Raw genomic sequence first — 22,258 nt, 5'->3', positions numbered from 1 at the left:
CCAATGCCGCCGCCTTTTCCTTCATTTCCCCTGACTGCGCTCGTCGGTCAGGCGCCGCTGCGCGACGCCTTGTTGCTGATCGCCGTCGATCCGTCGATTGGCGGCGTGCTGATCACCGGCCCGCGCGGCACCGCGAAATCGACGGCGGCCCGCTCGCTGGCCGATCTGCTGCCCGACTGTCCTTTCGTGACGCTGCCGCTGGGCGCGAGCGAGGAGCGCCTGATCGGCGCGCTGGATATCGACGAAGCGCTGCGCGGCGGCGGCGTGAAGTTCTCGCCGGGCCTGCTGGCGCGCGCGCATCACGGCGTGTTGTATGTCGACGAAGTGAACCTGCTGGCCGATGCGCTCGTCGACGTGGTGCTGGACGTTGCCGCGAGCGGCATCAACGTCGTGGAGCGCGACGGGGTATCGCACCGGCACGCAGCGCGCTTCATGCTCGTCGGTACGATGAATCCGGAGGAGGGCGAACTGCGGCCCCAGTTGCTGGACCGCTTCGGCCTGACGGTCGTGCTGGAGAACTGTTTCGATCCGCAGGTGCGTCAGCAAATCGTGAAGACGCGACTGGCGTTCGATCTCGATCCGGCGGCGTTTCACGAGCGATACGCGCCGGCGCAGGCCGAGCTTCGTCAGCGCATTCTCGACGCGCGCGCGGCGCTGGCCGATGTCGGCATCGACGACGACGTGCACGATGCCGTGAGCGCCCGGTGTATCGAAGCGCAGGTCGACGGCATGCGCGCCGACCTCATCATGCTGCGCGCCGCACGGGCACTGGCTGCGCTGGAAGGTTCGCCGGCGGCCACGCGCGCGCATGTCGAGCGCGTGGCGGAGTCGGTGCTGGGGCATCGTCGTCATGCTCCCGCGCAAGGCACGTCGTCCGGCCGTCCGTATCAGGACGCCGGCGGCACCGCACAAGAGGCCCGTGGGGCTGACGCAGGGGACGCGCCGCAGAGCAGTGGAACCGGCGACGTTGCGCCCGATTGGGGCTATCTACCACCCGAGCCAACCGGAACGACTCGTGTGAAGGGCGTGGTCCCGCTGTCGTCAAAAAAACGCTGAACCATCGGGAGCGTGCCGCCGTCGGCTCGTCCGGCGGTTCCCGGTGGTTACACGGTGCAGGGCAGGCAAGACGCGCGAAACGTCGTAGCGACACGTCCGTGCCGGGACGACGCATCGTCTGGAGCGCGACGCTATTGCGCAAAGGCCCGCAGCCGCTGGACAGAACGCATCTGCGTTACGCGGGGGACGAAACCCCCGGCGGCGAATTGCACTGCTTCGTGCTCGACGCTTCCGCATCGATGCTCGGCAGTCTCGCGCAGGCGAAAGGCTGGTTGCTCGATAGCTTCGACCGCCTGGCGCGGGAGCGATCCGAAGTCGCGCTGATTCGCTTCGGCGGCGATCGCGCGGAGGTGCTGTTCGGTCCCGCCGTGCCGCGATGGTGGAACGAACGTTGGATCGAGCCCATCGGCGGCGGTGGCGGTACGCCGCTGGCGGCCGGTGTCGCCGCAGCAGCCCGACTGTTCGCGCGGGCAAAACGTGCCGAGGGGCCGCAGGCATCGCAGGTGCGGGTGTTGTGGTTGCTGACGGACGGACGCACCCGCGACATGCCGTCGAAGCCCCTGGGCGTCGACCGCGTTGTCGTGGTCGATTGCGAGCAGGCGCGTATCGGACATGTGGCACATATCGCGCTGGGTGGTTGCGAACGTCTCGCCCGCGCGTGGGCGGCCGAATGCGTTCGTCTGGATGAGATTGCACCGCGTATTTAAGGATTTTCCAGTTGCACGGACTCACTTGATTTAAGGATCGACCGTATGTCCATGTCTCTTACCTCCCTGCCCCCGGCGGGACGCTTGCGCACTCGCGTCGGCGGCATGTATGCCTTGCTCGCGGCGTTCAATATCGGCGCGTGGGTCTGGGCGTTCGTCGCGTTCCGTGGCGACCCGCTGCTGCTGAGTACCGGCGTGCTGGCATGGGGCTTCGGCCTGCGTCATGCGGTGGATGCCGATCACATCGCCGCCATCGACAACGTCACGCGCAAGCTGATGCAGGACGGGCAGCGCCCCGTCTCGGTCGGCTTCTTCTTCGCGCTCGGGCACTCAGCCGTGGTGCTGATCGTGGCGGCCGGCGTGGCGCTTGCAGCGGTGGCGCTGCAAAACCGTGTCGAGGAATGGCGGGGTGTCGGCGGCATCATCTCCACCAGTATCTCGGCGACGTTTCTGTTCCTGATCGCTGCGATGAATATCTTCATCCTGCGCGGGGTGTGGCGTGCGTTCGACAAGGTGCGTCGCGGCCTGCCCTATGACAACGACGATCTCGACATCCTGCTGAACAATCGTGGCTTCGTGGCGCGCCTGTTCCGTCCGATGTTCCGGCTCGTGTCGCATCCGGCGTGGATGCTGCCGCTGGGGTTCCTGTTCGGCCTCGGGTTCGATACGGCCACGGAAGTGAGTCTGCTGGCGCTGTCGGCCAGTCAGGCGGCGCATGGCGTGTCGCTGGGCACGGTGCTGGTGTTCCCGGCGCTGTTTGCCGCCGGCATGACGCTCGTCGACACGACGGACGGCATTCTGATGCTCGGCGCCTACGAGTGGGCCTTCGTTCGTCCGATTCGCAAGCTGTATTACAACCTGACGATCACGCTCGTGTCGGTGCTCGTCGCCGTGCTCATCGGCGGGATCGAGACGCTCGGCATGTTCCAGAACAAGTACGAACTGACGGGCGGGTTCTGGGATGTGATCGCCGAGTTGAACGAGAACTTCAACAACCTCGGCTTCGCCATCATCGGCGTGTTCATCCTGTCGTGGCTGCTGTCTTTCGTCGTCTACCGGATCAAGGGATACGACAAGCTCGGGCCGGCCGAGGTGGCGTAATCGCTTAGCCGCCTGGCAGCCCGGCGGCGTAACGTCTTCTTCTATTTCGTCGCGCCGCTGAGTTTTGTCAACCCTCAGCGCTTCGGCGGCTCGCCGTACCAGCGGGGCGTGTAGATCCACTCCCCGTTCGGGCCGCCATCGATGCCTCGCGTGGTCGACGAGCCGACGATGACCATCGTGCGCATGTCGACCTGCTCCGCACGCAACTCGCCAAGCGTGGTGTTGACGAGCGTGGCGCCGGGGCGGCCGACGTCGCGCCCGAGCACTACGCGCGTGTCCGGCGTGCGCCATTCGCGCACGATGTCCAGCGCTTCGCCCAGTTGCCACGGACGCGCCCGCGAGATCGGGTTGTAGAACGCCATGACGAGATCGGCTTGTGCCGCGTGTTGCAGGCGCTCGCGAATCACCTGCCACGGCTTCAGATTGTCCGATAGCGACAGCACGCAGAAGTCGTGACCGAGCGGTGCGCCTGCGAGTGCTGCCGTTGCCATCGCCGCCGAGATGCCCGGGACGATGCGCAGGTCGACGGTCTTCCAGTGCGCATGCTCACTCACGTCCAGCGCTTCGAGCACGGCACTCGCCATCGCGAACACGCCCGGATCGCCCGACGACACCACCACGACATGCCGGCCCGCGCTCGCGAGCTCGAACGCGTGGCGCGCACGCATCAACTCCTCGCGGTTGTCGGTCGCGTGCACTTGCTGGTCGTCGCGGAACGGGCCGGCCATGGCGACGTACGTGGCATAGCCGAGAATGTCGGTCGCCGCCGCCAGCGCTGCAGTGGCATCGGGCACACGCAGGCCGACGTCGCCGGGGCCGAGCCCGATGACGGTCAGCGTGCCGCGTGCCTGACCGATCCGCGCGGAATCGATCGGCGCCCGTGCCCGGGCGAGTACGATGCCGGCGGCGTCGTGATGAAAATCGACGTCCGGGCCAAGCGTCGTCACCAGCCAATCGATGGCGGTCGAGGCTTCAGAATCGTCGAAGTTGGCAAAGCGCAGCGGCACCGCGAGTTCGTCGGCAATGGTTTGCACGGCGGCGTCGCCCATCGACGAGATGGGTGCAAGCACAGCCGCCAATGCCTGTGGCGAGAGCGCCTGCGCCGAGAGCATCGCGCGAATCTGTTGCGCGTTGACACCTTGCGGCTGAGCGACGACGGCGAGCAGGCTGCGCGGATGAATCACCAGTGCGTCGCGATGTGAGGTGCCATGGGCGTCATCGACGAACGGCGTGATGCGAATCGTCCGCGCCGCGCCGTCGGCTTTCGGGAGGTCGGCGTCGTCGAGCCACGGGGCATCGCCTTCGATGCGCACCGTTTCCCCGGCGAGCAGATCCGAGACGAAATGCTTGCTCTGCTCAAGATCCGCGAGCACGTAGCCTTCCGGCGGATTCAGCAGACAGGTGCCGAAACGCAGTTCGCCGCTGGTCGTGATGGCCGGGGCGATCCCCAGCGTTTGCGCGAGGTGACGCGCCAAAACGTTGGCACCCGCCAGGCCGCCGAGCAGCGGCACCACGGCGCTGCCGTCTTCGGCGACGGCCAGCACCGGCGGCTCCGTTCCCTTGTTGCTCAACATCGGGGCGACACAACGGATGACGATACCGGCCGCGCACAGGGCGACGATCGGCGTGCCGTCGGCATACAGCGCCTGAAGATGTTCGCCGAGTTGCGTGAAACTCACGTCCGCGTCGTGCCCGACGCGGGCTTCGAGACCGTGCAGGGTCGCGCCCGGCAGGCTCGCCTGAAGACGTCGCGCGGTGTCGAGCGCGCTGCGTCCGAGCACGACGATGGCCGGTGCCGGCGCGATGGCCTGCCCCATGGTTGAGAGGTTCATCCCTGCCATTTCTGCCCCGGCACGACGAGCAGCGAGAAGTACGGCGAGGCGCTCGGGTCGACGTCCGCCAGCGGCACGATGCGCTGGTTCGCCATCGTCGCCCGCTCGACGTAGAGCGCACGGCTGGCGAGTCCGAGATCGTCGAGCACGCGCCGCACCTTATCGAAATTGCGCCCGAGCTTCATGATGACGGCCGCGTCCGTGTCAGCAAGTTTGCGACGCAGCTCCGCTTCGGGCATTACGCCCGAGAGCACCGACAGGCTCTGATTGCGATAGACGAGCGGCGTGCCCAGCACGGCGGCACCGCCCAGCATCGAGCACACGCCCGGGACCACGTCGACGTCGAACCGTCCGGCCAGCCGGTCGTGCAGATACATGTAGGAGCCGTAGAAGAACGGATCGCCTTCACAGACCACGGCGACGTCGCGTCCCGCTTCGAGATGCTCGCCGATCAGTGCGGCGGCCGTGTCGTAGAAGTCCGCGATGATCGTCTCGTACGACAGCGGCGGTTCGAGGGCTTCGGTCGTGACCGGATAGACGAGCGGCATGCGCGTCTGCGAGTCGAGCAAATGGCCTTCGATGATGCCGAAGGCGTTACCTTTCTTGCCCTTCGCCACGAAGTACGCGACGACCGGGGCGGCTTGCAGCAGACGCAAGCCTTTGAGCGTGAGCAACTCGGGGTCGCCGGGGCCGACACCGATGCCGAAGAGTTTGCCGGAGGTTGTCATTATTCGATCTCCGTTGCCAGAGCGTTGATGGCGGCGGCCGCCATGGCGCTGCCGCCTCGGCGGCCCGAAACGATGACGTACGGCACGCCTCGACTGTCGGCCGCGAGCATGGCTTTGGACTCGGCGGCGCCGACGAAGCCGACCGGAAAGCCGAGGATCAGCGCCGGACGCGGCGCGCCCTGGTCGAGCATGTCGAGCAGATGAAACAGGGCGGTCGGCGCGTTGCCGATGGCGACGACGCTGCCCTCAAGTCTCGGTCGCCACAGTTCCAGCGCCGCTGCCGAGCGCGTGTTGCCCATCGTGCGGGCAAGTTCCGGCACGGCGGGATCGGCGAGCGTGCACACGACATCGTTCGCGGCAGGCAGGCGGGCGCGGGTCACGCCGTGCGCGACCATGTTGGCGTCGCACAGGATCGGAGCACCGGCGCGCAGGGCGTGGCGTCCGGCCGTGCCTGCGCCGTCCGAGAATTGCAGGGCATCGACGATATCGACCATGCCGCACGCGTGGATGACGCGAACGGCGAGCTTTTCGAGGTCGGCAGGGATGCGCGAGAGGTCGGCTTCGGCGCGGATCGTGGCGAACGATTCGCGGTAGATGGCCTGTCCGTCGCGGACGTAATCAATCATGGCTGGGCAATCCGGTCTTGCGAGTTGAGTCGAAGCGCAATCGCTTCGAGCGTCAGGTGAGTGGCGACGCGCGCGCCGAAGCGGGCGGCGTCGTCCCGGCGAGTGCCGGGGGTGTCGATGTGGTCGACGGGGGCTACGTCTGACGCCGCGTCGCGGTACAGGTCGTACTGTCCCGGGCCGACAGCGAGCAAGGTCCACGGCGCGCGATGTGCCGACGCGCACGAGCGGACACAGCCGCTGACGTGAACTTCGACACCGGTTTGCAGACGTTCGGCCAGTGCACGCGCGTCGGCCTTCGTGTCGGAGAGCGCCTTGGCGCATCCCGCCGATCCTGCGCAGGCGATCATGCGACCCAGTGGCGTGTGTGCGTGGCGAATCATGCCGAGACCGTCGAGGGCTCGCTCGACCTGCGCCACATCACGCTCGGCGACGTCAGTGATCAGCAGACCCTGCCACGGCGTGACGCGGAAACTGTCTTGCGCATGCGAGCGCGACAGCATCGCGATGGCGTGCAAGGTCGCGGCGTCGAGGCGTCCGAGCGGCGCCTGCGCGCCGACGTGCCACAGGCTTGCATCGGCATCACGCTGGGGCCATGCGCCGAACCGGCGCAGCGGATCCGCAGGCACGCGGTGCCAGTCGCTCACCGCTGCGTCGCGATGCAACGTGACACCGGCGCGGGCTGCGGCGCGATGGGCGACGTCGTCCGCGCGGTGCACCCGCAACAGGTCGCGCATCCGTTTGTGGTCGTCGTCGGCCAGATCGATGAACGTGTGCAGCAACGCGTGCACCAGTGCGGGAACGTCGCTCGCCCGAACCGCCGCGATGGCGCTGCCGGGCGTGGTGGCCGTGGTGGGCGTGGTGAGCGGATAGCCAGCGAAACCGAGTGCGAACATCGGTTCGCTGGCAACGGTGGCCGCCATCGGCGACAGCCAGATGTCATGCGGATGATCGAGCGCGGCAAGGTGTTCGCCGCCGTCGAGCAGCACGGAGAATTTCGGCGACAGCGCCGCGAAGCGCGGTTCGTTTTCCAGCCGGAGGAGGATCGTATCGGCGAGTAGCGTGGTGTCGTACAGCGCGCCTGCGTCGCAGCCGGCGGTGGCGCTGAGCATCAGGTTGCGCACGTCGTCCGCAACGGCGGTTTGCCGGGCCAAATCTTCGTCGCCGGTCAGTTCGCCGCTATCGTCTCCTGCAACGGCGCAGCGCTGGACACGTGGCCCGAGTCCGGCGTCGATCAGCCGTCGATGCAGCGCGGCTTCGGCGCCTGCCTGCACACCGCGCAGTTGAAGATTCGCACGGTTCGTCAGCTCGATCACACCGGTGGCGAACGTCCGGGCGGCTTCGGCAATCGCGATGGCCTGTGTGGCGCTCAGTTTCCCGCCGGGCAGTTTGACCCGGCATAGTCCGCCGTCGCGGCTGGCCACGATGCGTCCGAGCGCCGGGCAGGCCGAAGGCCGGAGAGAGGGAAATGAGACGTGATCCAAGGTTCGATGAATGGCAGGCGCGACCGTGGCACGGCCGTCTGTGCGAGCGGTTACGGCGGCTGTCGTATTGCCGTCGTGACGCCGTCGTGTCCTCTAGGGCCCCGGGGGGCTTCAGCAAAGCGGTATTATGCCTGCTTTGCGGTTTCCGGCCCCGATTTTACGGGCCGTGAACGAGGGATGGAGAGAGGATCGAGAATGACGACCGGCGATGCGATGACGCCCTGGCTGACGGTGATCGGCATAGGGGAGGACGGGTTTGCCGGTCTGGGCCGCAACGCCCGTCGCGCACTGCTCGACGCCGAGATCGTGACCGGGGCCGCGCGCCATCTGTCGATGCTTCCCCCACGCCTGCGCGCGCGACGTGAACCGTGGCCCAGGCCGTTCGACGTCGAGCCGCTGCTGGCATGGCGCGGCCGCCGCGTTTGCGTGCTTGCCAGCGGCGATCCAATGCTCTTCGGCGTGGGCGCGACGCTGGCCCGGCGTCTTCCGTCGAGCGAGATGCATGTGATCGGCGCGCCGTCGTCGCTGTCGCTGGCCGCCGCCCGGCTCGGATGGGCGTTGCAGGATGTGCCGACGGTCTCGCTCGTCGGGCGGCCGCTCGCCACACTGAACGCGCACCTGCGAGATGGCGCGAGGCTGCTGGTGCTGAGCCGCGACGGCGCATCGCCTGCCGATGTCGCCGCCATGCTGTGCGCCAGCGGTTTCGGCCCGACGCACATGAGCGTATTCGAATCGCTGGGCGGGCCGCGCGAGCAGCGCATCGATGCCGTTGCCGCCGACTGGGGCGACCGGCAAGTCGAGGCGCTCAATCTCATGGCGCTCACGTGTCGCGCCGACACGGGCCGTTCCCTGCCGTCGGCGACTGGTCTGCCCGACGACGCTTTCCTGAACGACGGCCAGTTGACCAAGCGCGACGTGCGCGCGATCACACTGGCGCGGCTGGCGCCGTATCCGGGCGCACTGTTGTGGGACGTCGGCGCAGGCTCCGGTTCCATCGGCATCGAATGGATGCGCGCGCATCCGGCATGTCGCGCCATCGCCATCGAAGCGTCGTCCGAGCGTCAGGCATTCATCACGCACAACCGGGAGGCGCTGGGCGTGCCCGGGCTGGAGCTGGTGGCGGGACGTGCGCCCGAGGCCTTGCAGGGACTTGCCGCGCCGGACGCGATCTTCATCGGCGGCGGCGTGACGGTGCCGGGGGTGCTCGACCTGTGCTGGTCGCGACTGCGCCCGGGCGGCCGCCTCGTCGCCAACGCCGTGACGCTGCAAAGCGAGGCGGCGCTGGTCGACTGGCGCGAGCGTCATGGCGGCACGTTGACGCGTCTGGCGATCAGCGAAGCCCGGCCGCTCGGCGGGTTCGACACCTGGCGGGCGGCGCTGCCGATCACACTGCTCGAAGCGATCAAGCCGTCCGACGATTCCGGCGCTGCATCTGACGGGACGCTGTCGTGATGCGCGTTCTGCTGCTCGGTGGCACCGGCGACGCCCGCAAGCTCGCGCGCCAACTCGCGTCGCACGACGTCTACAGTCTGGCCGGACTTGGCCGCGTACCTGACGACTTGCCGTGCAAGGTCCGTGTCGGCGGTTTCGGCGGTAGCGAAGGGCTCGCGAACTATCTTGTTACCGAAGGCATCGACCTGCTGATCGACGCCACGCATCCCTACGCCGCGCAGATCAGCGCCAACGCGCGCACCGCCGGGCAACGTTGCGAGGTGCCGGTGTGGGCGCTACGCCGTGCGCCATGGCAACCCCGGCCGGGCGACGACTGGCGTGTCGTGCACGACTGGCCCGCCATGTGCGATGCCCTCGCTGCTTTCTCGCGGCCGCTATTCACCTCGGGACGCGAGCCACTCAACCATCTGAACACGATCCCCGCGCATCAGCGCTGGGTCGTGCGCTGTCTCGACGATCATCCGGGCAACGCACAAGCCCTCGTGATCGGCGCACGGGGGCCTTTCACACACGAGAGCGAGCGCGCCTTGTTCGCGCAGCATGACATCGACGTGGTCGTCAGCAAGAACAGCGGCGGCGCGGCGACCGAGGCGAAGCTCGACGTGGCGCGTGAACGCGGCCTGCCCGTGGTGATGCTGGCGCGGCCCCCGGTCGTCGAGGCGGATCGCACGTTCGAGACGGGAGACGCCTTGCTGGCCGCACTCGATGCGTGGCGAGCCGGGGCGCCTATCCAACACAACCCGACCTCCTGATGAGGGAATGAAGCATGACGGTCTACTTTATTGGCGCCGGGCCGGGCGACCCTGACCTGATCACGGTCAAGGGGCAGCGTCTGATTCGCACGTGTCCGGTAATTCTCTACGCGGGTTCGCTCGTGCCCGACGCCGTGCTGGCCGGTCATACGGCCGAGCGCGTGGTCAACACTGCCGACCTCGATCTCGACGCCATCGTCGCGATGCTGTCCGAGGCGCATGCGCAAGGGCAGGACGTCGCCCGCGTGCATTCAGGCGATCCGTCGCTGTACGGCGCAATCGGTGAGCAGATCCGGCGGCTGCGCGCGCTCGGCATCCCGTACGAGATCGTGCCGGGGGTGACGGCAACGGCCGCCTGCGCGGCGACGCTCGGCTGCGAACTCACGCTCCCGGGCATCTCCCAGACGCTGATCCTCACGCGTTACGCGACGAAGACGGCCATGCCGGAAGGCGAAGCGCTGGGCGATCTGGCGCGTCACCGCGCGACCATGGCGATTCACCTCGGCGTACGGCATCTCGCGCGGATCGTCGCCGAACTCAAGCCGCATTACGGTGACGATTGCCCGATTGCGGTCGTGTACCGCGCCAGCTGGCCGGACGAGACCCGTGTGACAGGCACGCTGGCGGACATCGAAACCAAGGTCGGACAGACGGGGATCGAGCGTACGGCGCTCATTCTGGTCGGTCAGGTGCTGGCCGCCAACGGCTTTGCGGATTCGTCGTTGTATTCCACGCTGGGCGCGACAGCCCGGCAACAGGAGATCGGGCGATGAAGCACGTCCTCATCATTGGCATTGGCGCCGGCAACCCCGATTACCTGACGGTGCAGGCCATCGACGCGCTCAATCGCGCCGACGTGTTCTTCGTGATGGACAAGGGCGTTGCGAAGGAGAAGCTGATCGCACTGCGCCGGCACATCATCGAGCGGTTCGTGAAGGAACGGGACTACCGGATTGCGGAAGCCACGAGTCCGGAGCGTCGGCGCGACGAATCGGATGCCGACTACCGCTCGGCCGTCGACGAACTGAATCGCGACAAGCAGGCAATTTTCGAACGGCTGATCGACGACGAGTTGAAGGACGGCGAAGTCGGCGCGTTCCTCGTGTGGGGCGATCCGTCGCTGTACGACAGCACGATCCGCATTCTCGACGCCATTCGTGCCGAGGGCAACGACACCTTCGCGTTCGACGTCATCCCCGGCATCAGCAGCGTGCAGGCGCTCGCTGCGCAACATCGCATTCCGCTGAACCAGATCGGGCGATCGATCGAGATCACCAACGGACGTGGCATCGTCGACGGCTTTCCAAAGGGCGTGGATACCGTCGTCGTGATGCTCGATTCGAAACACTCGTACAAGCATCTCGCGCACGAGGATCTCGACATCTTCTGGGGCGCTTACGTCGGCACACCCGACGAGATCCTGATCTCCGGACGTCTGCGCGACGTCATGGACGAGATCGAGCGCGTGCGCGATGAGGCGCGTCGCACGCACGGCTGGATCATGGATACCTATTTGCTGCGCAGACGCGCGTCGTAACGGTTACGGGCGAGCCGTCACGCCGATCATCTCGAGAATGGCGTCAGACAGTTCGTTACCGGCCTGACCCACGCGGTCGACGGCATCGAAGTGATGCCCGTCGCGCTGACGCGCGATCTTGACGTTCAGGCCGTGGTCGTCCAGCAGCGTCTGAAACTGCGCCTGTAGCCGATGGAATTCGTCCGACTCGTCGCCACCCACGCTGAGGATGTACGGCAGCGGCACTTTGGGAAGATGGTGAATCGGGCTGAAATCCATCACCTCACCGCGATCGAGCTGAACCGCCTTGTTCAGATAGCACAGACGGATCGGCTCCAGATCGTAAAGCCCGCTGATGGCGCAAGCGCCCTTGATCAGATTGGCGGGCGCATCGTAGGCGGCCCAATCCGTGCCGGCCAGTGCCGCCGTCAGGTGACCGCCCGCCGAACTCCCGCAGACGAACAGGGCATCGCGCTCGATGCCGAGCGACGCGGCATTACGATAAAGATGCAGTACCGCCTGACGATTGTCCTCGACGATGTCTCCCATCCGCACGTCCGGCGCGAGCCGATAGTTCACGACCACGAAGTTGATGTCGTGCGTCTGATACAGCCCTGCGAGCGAACTGAAGTCGGACTTGTCCAGCGATTGCCAGTAACCGCCGTGAATGAAGACGAGCGTGGGTCGTCCGGCCTGCTTTGCGGGGAACAGATCATAGGTCTGTTTCGCGTCTTCGCCGTACGCGATGTCTTCCCTGAACGCGTTGGCACGACGAAAGGCTTCGCCCGTGCGAGCCCAGCGCGCAAAGATATCGAGATGATCGGGAATCCCCGCACGAACGTTGTATTGCAGATCCAGTGCCTCTTGATCAAACGAACGGTAAACCGGCATGCTAGCCTCACTAATCGGAATGGAAGTCGATTTCACGCCGCAGCATCGCGACGCAAATTCCGAATCTAAGAGAGGCGCGACGACGCGGCGCGCGAACAAGTGACAAGGTATGCCGAGGTTACGCCATGTTCGGAAAGAGTGAGGACCGGGACGATTATCAGCAGATTGCGCGGCCCGTCGGCGGCATGGCGCGAGACTTGCCGGATCGATTTTTCATCGACTATCACGAGCACGTTCGCGGTCAACTGATCTACACCGTCACGGGCTCCATCGTCGTCACGACCGCCAAGGGCACCTGGGTCGTGCCGCCGCTGCGCGCGGTCTGGGTGCCGCCCGGCGTGCGGCACTGCATGCAGGCGGTGGGGGCCATCGAGATGCGCACCCTCTATTTCGACGCGGATCGGTTGCCCCTGCATACGAGCGACTGTTGCGTCGTGTCCGTGTCGCCGCTGCTGCGCGAACTCATTTCCGCCGTCGCGCGTATGCCTGTCGAATATGCGCTGGGCAGCCGCGATGCGGTCGTGGTGGATCTGCTGTTTCACGAAATCCGTCCGCTCAGTATCGAACCCCTTCACCTGCCCATGCCGTCAGACGAGCGCATCGCACGCATTTGCCGGTGGATTCTCGCGAACCCGGCAGAAGAGACGTCGGTGTGCGCGTGGAGCAAGGTCGTGGGTGCCAGCGAGCGCACCATCATCCGTCTGTTTCCCGAGCAGACGGGGATGACGTTCACGCGCTGGCGTCAGCAGGCGAGGCTGCTCGTCGCGGTGCAGATGCTGAGCGCACAGCGTCCGGTGACGGACATTGCGTCGTCACTCGGGTACGACAGCACCAGCGCGTTCAGCGCCATGTTCCGCAAGGCGCTCGGCTGCACGCCGACCGAATTCTTCCGGCCGAAAGACACCTGATGCCGGCGGGGGCGCATCGCCGCTAGTTGGCGTGAGCGCGACATACGTTTGCGTCAGCCCGACAATTCGGGCGCATTCGATCCTCCAGAATGAATGTGCCGCCACGGTGGCGGTTTCATTGTGGAGATGACGTGAACATCTACGAACGTATCGCAGCCGCAGGGCTGGAATTACCCAACCTCAAGGTAACGCCCGCGGCTTTTCGTCCCTTCAAGGTCCACGGCAATACGCTCATCGTGTCGGGGCAGTTGCCCGTGCGCGCGGGCGTTCCCGTATGCACCGGCAAGGTACCCGCCGACGTGTCGGTCGACGACGCGCGGCATGCCGCACGGCTGTGCGTGCTGAACGTGCTGGGCTGGGCGCATCTGGCGACCAACGGGCAACTCGACCGCATCGAGAGTGTGTTGCGGGTCGGCGGTTTCGTGGCGACGTCGGAGGGGTTTGCCGATGCGCCGTCGATCATCAACGCGGCGTCGGAACTGCTCACGCAGATCTTCGGGGAAGCGGGTGAGCATGCCCGCATCGCGATCGGCGTGGCGAGTTTGCCCTTCAACGCGCCGGTCGAAGTCGAAGCGACTTTCTCTCTCGTCTCATGAACACGCGCGCCGGATATGCCGACGTCCTCGTCGGCCTGCAATACGGCGACGAGGGGAAGGCCAAGATCGTCGACCGGCTGGCGGCGGATTACGACATCGTCGCTCGCTTCAATGGCGGGGCCAATGCCGGGCACACCGTGTCGACGCCGACGGGGAGCGCCCGGCTCGCGCAGGTGCCCTCGGGGGTGTTCCACGCGCATACGCTGATGTACATCGGCTCGGGGTGCGTGGTCAGCCTCATCAAGCTGGCCGACGAACTCGACGCGCTGCGCAGTACCGGCGCTTCGCTGGACGGGCGGCTCCATGTGAGCGAGCATTGCGCGGTCGTCCAGCCGTGGCATCTCGACTACGACGCCAGACACGGTGCGCAGATCGGTACGACCGGCAACGGCATCGGGCCGTGCTACGCCGATCTGTCGCTGCGATGGCAGGGCGGCGTGCGAACGGTCGTGCAGCTTCGCGATCTGGTGGCGGACGAGGCGGGCGCATTCGAGCAGATGGCCCGCTACGCCGCGACGCATGACGACACACCCGCCGCGCGGGCGGCGACCGAGAGCGTCATCGCGAGCATGCGTGCGGCGTGGGCGAGGCTCAAGCCGAGCGTCGAAGTGGTGGATGCGCTGTGGATGACGCGGCATGTCCAGCGCGGAGCGCGTGTGCTTTTCGAGGGCGCGCAGTCGGTGATGCTGGACGTGACCGGCGGACAGCAGCCGTACGTGACGTCCAGCCACACCGCCCCGGCGTTTGCCTTCGTCGGCGGCGATCTGCCGGTGCGATATCACCGCAAGACCATCGGCGTGGCGAAGGCCATTGCGTCACGTGTCGGCGCCGGGCCGTTTCGCACCGAATTCGGTGCGCAGCGTTCGTCACGCTATTGCGCCGACGCCGCGCTGCGCGGCATCGGCCGGCGCGAGGAGCGGGACCGCTTCGACCCGCAGGCACTGCTCCGGTCCGAAGATGAATTCGATGTCGGCGTGGCGCTACGCATGCTGACGAACGAATACGGCACCGGGAGCGGGCGTCCGCGACGATTGGGACGGCTCGATGTCGCCGAGCTTGCCGAGGTCATCCAGCGCCACGGGGTGGACGAGTGGTATCTCAATAAGTGCGACTGCCTGTCGCTTTTCTCCGGCACACGCGACGCAGAGATTCCGGTGCTCATGCCGCAGAGCGAGGGTGAGGGCGGTGCGCATGCCGCCGCGATGTATCACTTCCCCGCGTTCGACGAACTTCCCGACGATGTGACCGACATCGCCCGCCTGCCATTGCCGCTTCAGGCGCTCGTCTCGGCCGTGCAGACGGCGACGGCCTGCCGCATCGCAGGCATCGGGATCGGCCCTCGCCGGGAGCAACTCCTCATTCTTTCAGAAGGGACTGTCAACGATGACGCCTGACTATCTAGACGCCGAAATGCGGCGCACCGATCTGGCATGGACCGATTGGCCGGCGATCGAAGCGTTCCTGCGCGACGAACTGATTTGTCGCGTGGCCGTGAACGACGCGCCGTTTCCCTATGTCGTGCCGCAAAGCTTCACCTTCGTCGGCGACGCGTTTCTCATCCACTGTTCGCGCTTCGGCAAATTCTCAGGGCTGCTGCGTGAGAACCCCCACGTCACCATCGTTGTTGACCGGCCGGTCGCGTTGCTCAAAGCGCCCAAGGGGCAGAACACCAGCCTGGAGTACTACAGCGTGATTGCCCGATGCGAGGCGACGACTCGCGAGGACACGCACGACGTCATCGCGCATCAGAACACGGCGCTGGGGAAGTTTCGTCCCGAGAAGGATTACACGCCCATCGAGCCGGGGGCGGCGAATCAGATTGTGGCCATTCGCTGTCGCATCGAAAGTCTCAGCGCCAAGAAGCGGATTCTCGCGGACGGCCAGTATTCGCCGCCGGGACAACCGCAGGCGCCTTATCTGCGATATCCGTTCGAGCGGGGCGCGGCGTTGTCCGGTCTGCCGGAAGGCGCGTTCGATCCGCAGCGTTTTCATCGCAAGCCGACGTGATGGGTGTCACGCGGCCCGCCCGCTCGCTTGTGCTGGTTCCTCGTCAGGGTGACACGTCGAAGCACCGGCAGGCCAGCGGACCGATCACCTCGCGCATCTTGGCGTAACTCCGATTGTCCACGACATTTTCCCGCGCGCCCCGCTAGTTTTGGCGCCCGATATTGATGCATCCGGTACCGATTCACGGTGCCGGCCTATTCAACGGGACAGGTCGAAACGGAGGAGCGGTGTATGAAAATGCATTCGATGGAAGTGGGCCGGATAACGGCGGCGCAGCGGTTGGAGCGCTTGCCCGTTTGCGGGTATCACCGATGGCTGTTTCTCGTGATTGCGTTGGCGTTTTTCTTCGACAACATCGATCTGGCCACGATGACGTTCGTCCTCGGTTCGATCAAGACGGAGTTCGCGCTCTCCAACGTGCAGGCCGGTCTGATCGGGAGTGCGAGTTTCGTCGGTATGGCAATCGGCGCGATCGGCTCGGGGATGGCCGCTGACCGTTTCGGACGCAAACCGGTGTTCCAGATCAGCATGGTGGTCTGGGGCGTCGGCAGCGTGCTTTGCGCCACAGCGTCCGGACCGGCGGAACTGGGCGCGTTTCGGCTGTTGCTGGGCATCGGAATGGGCATGGAACTGCCGCTGGCGCAAACGCTGCTCTCCGAGTTCATTCCGACGCACCGGCGCGGCAAGTATCTCGCGCTGATGGACGGCAACTGGCCGCTCGCTTTTATCTGCGCCGGGCTGCTGTCTTACGTCGTGCTCGCGCATCATGGCTGGCGCATGCTGTTCGCGCTGGAGGCGATCCCCGCCTTGTTTCTGTTCGTCATTCGCCGCTATGTGCCCGAATCGCCCCGCTGGCTGGAGTCGCAAGGGCGCTATGAAGCCGCCGATGCCGTGGTCGGTGCGGTGGAGGCGTCGGTCATGCGCCGCCTCCGGCTGACGTCGTTGCCGGAGGTGGCGCCCAATGCGCCGGAGAGCCAACGCGAAGCCCGTGGCCTGCGCGTGATCTGGTCCGACGGCTATCGCAGGCGCACGCTGGTGGTCGGCGCGTTGTGGTTCTTTGCCCTGCTCGGCTTTTACGGACTGAATACGTGGCTGGGGGCGCTTCAGCAGGCGGCGGGGATCGTGGTCACCCAGTCGGTGCTCTTCACGGTGTACATCTCGCTTGGCGGCATACCGGGGTTCCTGGTCGCGGCATGGTCCGTCGAGCGATTGGGCCGAAAGCTGACGTGCGTCGGCACGCTGGTTGGCGGGGCGTGCGCCACCTACGCCTTCGGTCAGGTGCTGCTCGCGGGGGCGCCGCAGTGGTCGATCTACGCGACCGGTGCGAGCATGCAGTTCTTCGCGTTCGGCATGTGGGCCGTGCTATATGCCTATACGCCGGAGTTGTTTCCCTCGCGGGCGCGCGCGACCGGGTGTGGCTACGCATCGTTCTGCGGCCGGGTTGGGGCGCTGCTGGGGCCGACGCTCGTCGGCGCCATCGTGACGTGGTCGACGAGCGATGCCGTGTTCCTCTTTGGCGCGATCTGCTTCGGCATTGCCGCCTTGTGTGTCTGGCGCTATGGCGTGGAGACGAAGGGCGTGCAACTGGAGACGGTATCGGGTTGAGTTGAGTTGAGTTGAGGCGCAGGCGGATGGGGGATGGCGGCGGCAGGTAGTGCAGGTTCACGTGAAGGGCTGCGCTAGAATCTCGCAGCCCCTCATGTGTGCCTCCGCTCATTTCCGTACCGACATGAATCCCGGACCTCGCGACGTCCTCAGTCAACTCCTCGCGGCATGCAAAGCCGAACGCGCCGTGACGGCGAGCTTCCGGCTTCACTCGCCGTGGGCCTTGCATTCCGCCGGTACGGAGGGGGCCTTGATTCGGGTGTGCACCGGGCAGGGGTACTGGATTCATCCCGATGGTGGTGAGCCGATACAGATCGGGCCGCGCGATATCGTCATGTTGCCGCGCGGCACGCCGCATACGGTGGCATCGATGCGCATGCCCGATCCGAACGAGGTCGTTGCGTTCGCCGATGTGCTGAGTGCGCATATGACCGGTCGGCACGGCGATCATCCGATTGAAATGACGTATGGCGACGTTGCCGAAGAAGTCGCGGGTGTCGAACCCACGCAGCTTTACACGTTGCATCTGTGGATGCCCGCGCTCGACGTCGGCAGTATTCAGACGGCATTGCCGCCGGTGATCGTGCTGCGCAGCGACGAACATGCCCTGGCGCACACGCTGGCCGTCACGATGGAGCTGCTGGTGCAGGACTCGCTGGCGCAGCTTCCGGGCTGGGAGTTGTCTGCGGCGCGCATGGGCGATCTGCTGCTCGTGCGGATACTGAGCGAGTTTCTGCGAGCGCCCGACGCCGCACAGCCAGGCCTTTCCGGCAAGTTGAGCGCGCTCGACGATCCCGGCATCGCACGGGCGATTGCCGCCATGCAGGAAGCCCCGCAACGCGACTGGACGATCCCCGGTCTCGCGGCTGTCGCCTATCTCTCGCGCACGGTCTTTACCGAGCGCTTTCGCGCGTTGATCGGCGTGCCGCCGATGCAGTATCTGAGCGCTTACCGGATGAACGTTGCGGCCGAGCGTCTGCGTCAGCCCCGTGCACGTATCGGCGATGTCGCGGAGTCTGTCGGCTACGCGTCCGAGAAGGCGTTTGCCAGAGCGTTCCAGCGCTGGATCGGCGTATCTCCCGCGCAATATCAGCGCGACGCTCGCGGCGATCGATAACGCCTCGCATGGCGAGGCCCCGGCACATCGCCGGACGATCGGTGCCCGAATCCGGCGTTCCGGAGGTTGAGCCTGCACGTGCCCGCGCGAATAATGCCGATCAAGTGATGACGAGATCGAAGGCGAAGGCATGAACGAGCGGAAAGCGGGCGCTGCGCAGGGCAAACAAGGGAAGCACGTGCTGATCGTGGGCGGCGGTATCGCCGGTTGTGCGTCGGCCATCGCGCTGGCGCAGACCGGCGTGCGCGTGACCCTGATCGAGAAGCAAGCCGAGTGGAAGTTTCAAAGCTCGGGCATCTTCATCTACAGCAACGGTCTGGCGGCGCTGTCGAGTCTTGGCGTCCTGCCCGACATTCTGGCGAGCGGCTTTGCCATCGCCGATGGACGCAACGTCTATCTCGATCAGCACGGCGAGCCTATCGTCGACACCTTCTATCCGTCGCGATATCCCGGTATCCCGCCGATCGTCGGCATTCGTCGCGCAGAGATGCATCGCGTTCTCGCCGCACGAATCGCCGCGCTGGACGTCGATATCCGGCTCGGCACGACGGCCGTGTCGATCGATCAACAGGCACCGGATTCGGTTTGCGTCGCGCTCTCGGACGGCTCGATCGGCGAGTACGACCTCGTGGTGGGCGCGGACGGCATTCGCTCGGAAGTCCGCCAGCTTGTCGCTGGCGCGATATCGCCCGTCTATACCGGGTTGGGCGTGTGGCGCAGCGTGCATGCGCGCCCCCGGGATCTCACTGCGAAGATCATGATGATGGGCGTGGGCAAGCGGCTCGGCATCATGCCGATCAGCGACGACCGTCTGTATGTGTTCGGCACGATGGCCGAGCCGTCGGGCGCATGGTACGACCGTGCCGAATGGCCGGCGTTGATGAAAGCCCGCTTCGCCGAGTTCGGCGGTCCGGCGCGACAGTTTCTCGACACGTTGTCGTCCGATTCCGAAGTGCTCTATACCGCCGTCGAAGAAGTCTCGATGCCGCTGCCATGGCATCGGGGGCGGGTGATCGTGATTGGCGACGCGGCGCACGCGTCCACGCCGTTCATGGGGCAGGGCGGGGCGATGGCGCTGGAAGATGCCGTGATGCTGGCGCAGCGGCTGGCGGAAGGGGAAAACATCGGGGACATCGAGGCCACGTTGCAGGCCTTCGGTCAGGCGCGTTATCCGCTGTGCAAGTTCGTGCAGGACGTGTCGCGTTCGGTGGGCGAAGCCGGGGCGCAGGAGCATGCGCACGCGCTCGCCTCGCGCAACGACACCCTGCGGCAGGACGCCCAGCAAAAGGTCGACAGTTTCTATGCGCGGATGGAGGCGCTGCGTGGCGAGGCGGCGTCCATGCCGTAGCCGGGGCATGCCGGGCACGGCTTGCCGTATGATGGTCGTCTCCCTCCGAGAGACCGAGACCCCCTGACATGCAAGTGCTAGTCGATGCGGACGCCTGCCCCGCCGCCGTCAAAGAGATTCTGTTTCGCGCCGCCCGACGCGAGTCGATTCCGGTGACGCTCGTCGCCAATCAGTTCCTGCGTACGCCGCCGTCGCCGTTCATCAAGGCGATTCAGGTGCCGTCGGGATTCGACGTGGCAGACGCGCGCATCGTCGAGATGGTCGAAGCGGGAGATCTGGTGATCACGGCGGACATTCCGCTGGCCGCCGGCGTGATCGAGAAAGGTGGTCATGCGCTCGATCCGCGCGGAAGCTGGTTCACGCCGGACAATATCAAGGAGCGTCTGTCGGTGCGCGACATGATGGACCAACTGCGCACCGCCGGCATCGAGACCGGTGGACCTGCTCCGTTCAGCCCGCGCGACAGCAAGGCGTTTGCCGGCGAACTGGATCGCTTTCTCGCGCGTCAGCGCAAGGCGTCGTCCTGACGTCGTTTTGCGTCGCGTTTCGTTGACGTCAGACGATCGACGACGAGCCGTGTCGTCTTCCGTCGAGTTTTGTGATTACGTCGCGCTTTGTGTGTTGCCTGCCACCTTGTCGCGCAACGCTTCGAGCATCGCGACGATATCGCTCGGCAGTCTGCGCTCGCGGGCGATGTCGACACAATCGCGGCCCCGGTCGTCGGCAATCGACGGATCGGCCCCGGCATCGATCAGCAGACGCAATGTCGCGAGCCGTTGCAGGCGCGCGGCGTAGAACATCGGCGTTTCACCGTGTGCGCGCAGGTTCAGCGACGGCGCGAAGGCGAGCAGTGAGCGGCACATGGCGTCGTCGTCGCGCCAGACTGCGGCCCACAGCGAATAGCTCGGATTGGCGCCGCGTCGCAACAGGAAGTCGACGAGCGGACGATTCTCGCCGCGTGCGACGGCATACCAGAGCGCCGTTGCCTGAAAGTCGCCTTCATCTTCATCCATGGGAACGACCTGCTCCAGCACGGCGCCAGCGTCGAGCAATGTCTCGACGGTCTTCAATCCATTGGGTTCGGCCAGCCCGCCGGCGCCCGACGGCCGCACCGCGCAGGCCAGATGCAATGCTGTGCGGCTTTTCGGATCGGTGGCGGCAATCAGCTCCGGCGCGTCTGCCAGCAATCCGGCGACCGCGTCGCAATGCCACTGCTTTGCTGCGTTGAACAAGGCGGTTTTCGAGGGTTTCGCCATCCCGGCTTCTCCTTGTCGGTGTTCTGCGCGACACCGCGCAGAAGACAACGTTGGGTCAGTCTATCGACGTCATGTGGCGGTTCGACATGCGGCGGGCACAACGGTTCTCGTACCTTGCCAGCGTGTCAGGCTTGATCGGCGCCCGCGCGCAACAACTCGGCGAAACGGGCCTCGCACCAGCGCATCACGTCGTTCGGTTCGCGTCCGAAACGCCACAGCATGCGCACGGGCAGTTGCGGCAGGCCGAGATCGTCGCAACGAAGCTCGTGCAGATCCTCGTACTCCGCAATATCGATGGGCAGCACTGCCCAGCCGAGTTTGTCGACGACCATGCTGGCGATGACGTACGAACTGTCTGCGCGCCAGATCGACGGGCTGAGTTGCAACGGCATGATGTCGTCCATCTGCAACAGAATCTGACGGTACTTCGCCAGATCGCCGCGCGTGACCTGATCGCGGTAGGCCAGCGGATGGTCGCCCGCGACGAAAACGCCCTGCACGGCCGAGCCGACGTACTTGTGGCCCAGCGCCGACGAGATCGCGCCGCGATCCACGTGAAAGCCGATATCCGCGCGCTGCTTCTCCACATACTCGGCGACTTCCGTCGACGTGCCGTTGAGCAGCGTCAGCTCCAGATAGGCGAACTGATAGGCGAGGTCGCGCACCAGCTCGCTCACGGCCTGATAGGGCAACGCCTCGTCGAGCGCGAGCGACAACTGCGGCTGCTCGCCGAACGCCAGGGCATTGGCACGATGGTTCAGCCCTTCGGCCTGCCGCAACAACTCCTTGGCTTCGAGCAGCATCACCTCGCCCTGATCGGTGAGACGTGCATTGCGGCGGCTGCGATCGAATAGTTCAAATCCCAAATCCGCTTCGAGCAGGGCGATCGCCGTGCTCACGGCCGACTGGGCTTTTCCCAAACGACGGGCGGCAGCGGATATCGAGCCTTCCTCCGCTGCCGCCACAAAGTAGCGCAATTGTTCAATTGTCCAGTTCATCCATTCATTTTATAGATAGGTTCCAACTTTTTCTAACACCATTTTCACGGCAGAATCGCGCTTCTCCAATCTAAAACGCCAGATTGAAACGCCAACATAGGCGAGGCGGCAGACGACCGGATCCCCGGTCCGGTGGTCTCAGGCATAGACTTCCTTCGCGCTACGCGCACCTGCCACCCACGGCGCCCCTGGAGAGATGCGGGCCCCCGGTTCCCCCCATCGCTGGCGCATGGCGCGCCAGCTCTCGCTCGACGCCGCGCACCGAACGCAGCATCGACACC

Annotated in this window: 22 protein-coding genes; 15 read left to right on the top strand and 7 right to left on the bottom strand. The window is 65.8% G+C overall.

Annotation, left to right across the window (positions count from 1 at the left end):
• Positions 1-3: 3 nt before the first annotated feature.
• The 3 genes from C5N93_RS09765 (at position 4) to C5N93_RS09755 (ending at position 2,864) form a co-directional block, all read left to right on the top strand.
• Positions 4-1,056 (top strand): ATP-binding protein, encoded by a 1,053-nt coding sequence (locus C5N93_RS09765; protein ID WP_242559111.1) that lies wholly within the window; start codon positions 4-6, stop codon positions 1,054-1,056.
• A 155-nt stretch (positions 1,057-1,211) separates the two neighbouring features.
• Positions 1,212-1,763, top strand: coding sequence for a VWA domain-containing protein (locus C5N93_RS09760; protein WP_242559168.1), 552 nt, complete (start codon positions 1,212-1,214; stop codon positions 1,761-1,763).
• A gap of 45 nt (positions 1,764-1,808) precedes the next feature.
• Entirely contained in the window at positions 1,809-2,864 is a 1,056-nt protein-coding gene (locus tag C5N93_RS09755; RefSeq protein WP_242559110.1) for a HoxN/HupN/NixA family nickel/cobalt transporter, read from the top strand.
• 74 nt (positions 2,865-2,938) lie between these two features.
• On the opposite strand, the gene cobJ is transcribed toward C5N93_RS09755, so the two are convergent.
• From cobJ to C5N93_RS09735, 4 genes are read right to left on the bottom strand one after another with little or no spacing between them, the layout of a single operon-like run.
• A complete protein-coding gene (gene cobJ / locus C5N93_RS09750; RefSeq protein ID WP_242559109.1) occupies positions 2,939-4,696 on the bottom strand; it encodes a precorrin-3B C(17)-methyltransferase in 1,758 nt (585 codons plus the stop codon).
• Complete coding sequence (locus C5N93_RS09745; protein WP_242559167.1) at positions 4,693-5,427, bottom strand: precorrin-2 C(20)-methyltransferase; 735 nt, start codon at positions 5,425-5,427, stop codon at positions 4,693-4,695. Before C5N93_RS09745 ends, cobJ begins: the two co-directional genes overlap by 4 nt.
• The gene (locus C5N93_RS09740; RefSeq protein ID WP_242559108.1) at positions 5,424-6,050 is read right to left on the bottom strand and encodes a precorrin-8X methylmutase; all 627 of its coding nucleotides are present in this window, start codon (positions 6,048-6,050) and stop codon (positions 5,424-5,426) included. The genes C5N93_RS09745 and C5N93_RS09740 overlap by 4 nt, the downstream gene beginning before the upstream one ends.
• On the bottom strand, positions 6,047-7,471 hold the full coding sequence (locus C5N93_RS09735) for a precorrin-3B synthase (RefSeq protein ID WP_242559107.1): 1,425 nt from the start codon (positions 7,469-7,471) through the stop codon (positions 6,047-6,049). Before C5N93_RS09735 ends, C5N93_RS09740 begins: the two co-directional genes overlap by 4 nt.
• A gap of 273 nt (positions 7,472-7,744) precedes the next feature.
• Between C5N93_RS09735 and cbiE the strand changes: the two genes are divergently transcribed.
• The 4 genes from cbiE to cobF are packed head-to-tail and all read left to right on the top strand — an operon-like array spanning position 7,745 to position 11,272.
• Positions 7,745-8,983 (top strand): precorrin-6y C5,15-methyltransferase (decarboxylating) subunit CbiE, encoded by a 1,239-nt coding sequence (cbiE, locus tag C5N93_RS09730; RefSeq protein ID WP_242559166.1) that lies wholly within the window; start codon positions 7,745-7,747, stop codon positions 8,981-8,983.
• On the top strand, positions 8,983-9,735 hold the full coding sequence (locus tag C5N93_RS09725) for a cobalt-precorrin-6A reductase (RefSeq protein ID WP_242559165.1): 753 nt from the start codon (positions 8,983-8,985) through the stop codon (positions 9,733-9,735). Before cbiE ends, C5N93_RS09725 begins: the two co-directional genes overlap by 1 nt.
• A gap of 14 nt (positions 9,736-9,749) precedes the next feature.
• Positions 9,750-10,508, top strand: a complete 759-nt coding sequence (gene cobM, locus C5N93_RS09720) for a precorrin-4 C(11)-methyltransferase (protein WP_242559106.1) — start codon at positions 9,750-9,752, stop codon at positions 10,506-10,508.
• Positions 10,505-11,272, top strand: a complete 768-nt coding sequence (cobF, locus tag C5N93_RS09715; RefSeq protein ID WP_242559105.1) for a precorrin-6A synthase (deacetylating) — start codon at positions 10,505-10,507, stop codon at positions 11,270-11,272. Before cobM ends, cobF begins: the two co-directional genes overlap by 4 nt.
• 3 nt (positions 11,273-11,275) lie before the next feature.
• Here the strand turns inward: cobF and C5N93_RS09710 are convergent, their stop codons facing one another.
• Positions 11,276-12,142, bottom strand: a complete 867-nt coding sequence (locus tag C5N93_RS09710; protein ID WP_242559104.1) for an alpha/beta hydrolase — start codon at positions 12,140-12,142, stop codon at positions 11,276-11,278.
• 125 nt (positions 12,143-12,267) lie between these two features.
• On the opposite strand from C5N93_RS09710, the gene C5N93_RS09705 reads away from it, so the two are divergent.
• The 8 genes from C5N93_RS09705 (at position 12,268) to C5N93_RS09670 (ending at position 20,250) form a co-directional block, all read left to right on the top strand.
• Positions 12,268-13,050 (top strand): helix-turn-helix transcriptional regulator, encoded by a 783-nt coding sequence (locus tag C5N93_RS09705; RefSeq protein ID WP_242559103.1) that lies wholly within the window; start codon positions 12,268-12,270, stop codon positions 13,048-13,050.
• 131 nt (positions 13,051-13,181) lie between these two features.
• Positions 13,182-13,646 (top strand): RidA family protein, encoded by a 465-nt coding sequence (locus C5N93_RS09700; RefSeq protein WP_069341495.1) that lies wholly within the window; start codon positions 13,182-13,184, stop codon positions 13,644-13,646.
• Entirely contained in the window at positions 13,643-15,040 is a 1,398-nt protein-coding gene (locus tag C5N93_RS09695; protein ID WP_242559102.1) for an adenylosuccinate synthetase, read from the top strand. Before C5N93_RS09700 ends, C5N93_RS09695 begins: the two co-directional genes overlap by 4 nt.
• On the top strand, positions 15,030-15,653 hold the full coding sequence (locus tag C5N93_RS09690; protein ID WP_242559101.1) for a pyridoxamine 5'-phosphate oxidase family protein: 624 nt from the start codon (positions 15,030-15,032) through the stop codon (positions 15,651-15,653). Before C5N93_RS09695 ends, C5N93_RS09690 begins: the two co-directional genes overlap by 11 nt.
• A 231-nt stretch (positions 15,654-15,884) precedes the next feature.
• Positions 15,885-17,258 (top strand): MFS transporter, encoded by a 1,374-nt coding sequence (locus C5N93_RS09685; protein WP_242559100.1) that lies wholly within the window; start codon positions 15,885-15,887, stop codon positions 17,256-17,258.
• A gap of 94 nt (positions 17,259-17,352) precedes the next feature.
• On the top strand, positions 17,353-18,375 hold the full coding sequence (locus C5N93_RS09680; protein ID WP_242559099.1) for an AraC family transcriptional regulator: 1,023 nt from the start codon (positions 17,353-17,355) through the stop codon (positions 18,373-18,375).
• 130 nt (positions 18,376-18,505) lie between these two features.
• Positions 18,506-19,723, top strand: a complete 1,218-nt coding sequence (locus tag C5N93_RS09675; protein WP_242559098.1) for an FAD-dependent oxidoreductase — start codon at positions 18,506-18,508, stop codon at positions 19,721-19,723.
• 68 nt (positions 19,724-19,791) lie between these two features.
• Entirely contained in the window at positions 19,792-20,250 is a 459-nt protein-coding gene (locus C5N93_RS09670) for a YaiI/YqxD family protein (protein WP_242559097.1), read from the top strand.
• Positions 20,251-20,325: 75 nt separating this feature from the next.
• On the opposite strand, the gene C5N93_RS09665 is transcribed toward C5N93_RS09670, so the two are convergent.
• Together C5N93_RS09665 and C5N93_RS09660 are read right to left on the bottom strand one after the other, a co-directional pair.
• Complete coding sequence (locus C5N93_RS09665; protein WP_242559096.1) at positions 20,326-20,979, bottom strand: ankyrin repeat domain-containing protein; 654 nt, start codon at positions 20,977-20,979, stop codon at positions 20,326-20,328.
• Between the two features lie 125 nt (positions 20,980-21,104).
• Positions 21,105-21,977 (bottom strand): LysR family transcriptional regulator, encoded by an 873-nt coding sequence (locus tag C5N93_RS09660; protein ID WP_174980670.1) that lies wholly within the window; start codon positions 21,975-21,977, stop codon positions 21,105-21,107.
• Positions 21,978-22,258: the final 281 nt, after the last annotated feature.

The organism is Pandoraea sp. LA3 (genome assembly GCF_022696215.1).
In the GTDB taxonomy this organism is placed as follows: Bacteria; Pseudomonadota; Gammaproteobacteria; order Burkholderiales; family Burkholderiaceae; genus Pandoraea; species Pandoraea capi.
This window is presented reverse-complemented; position numbering and strand designations above follow the sequence as displayed.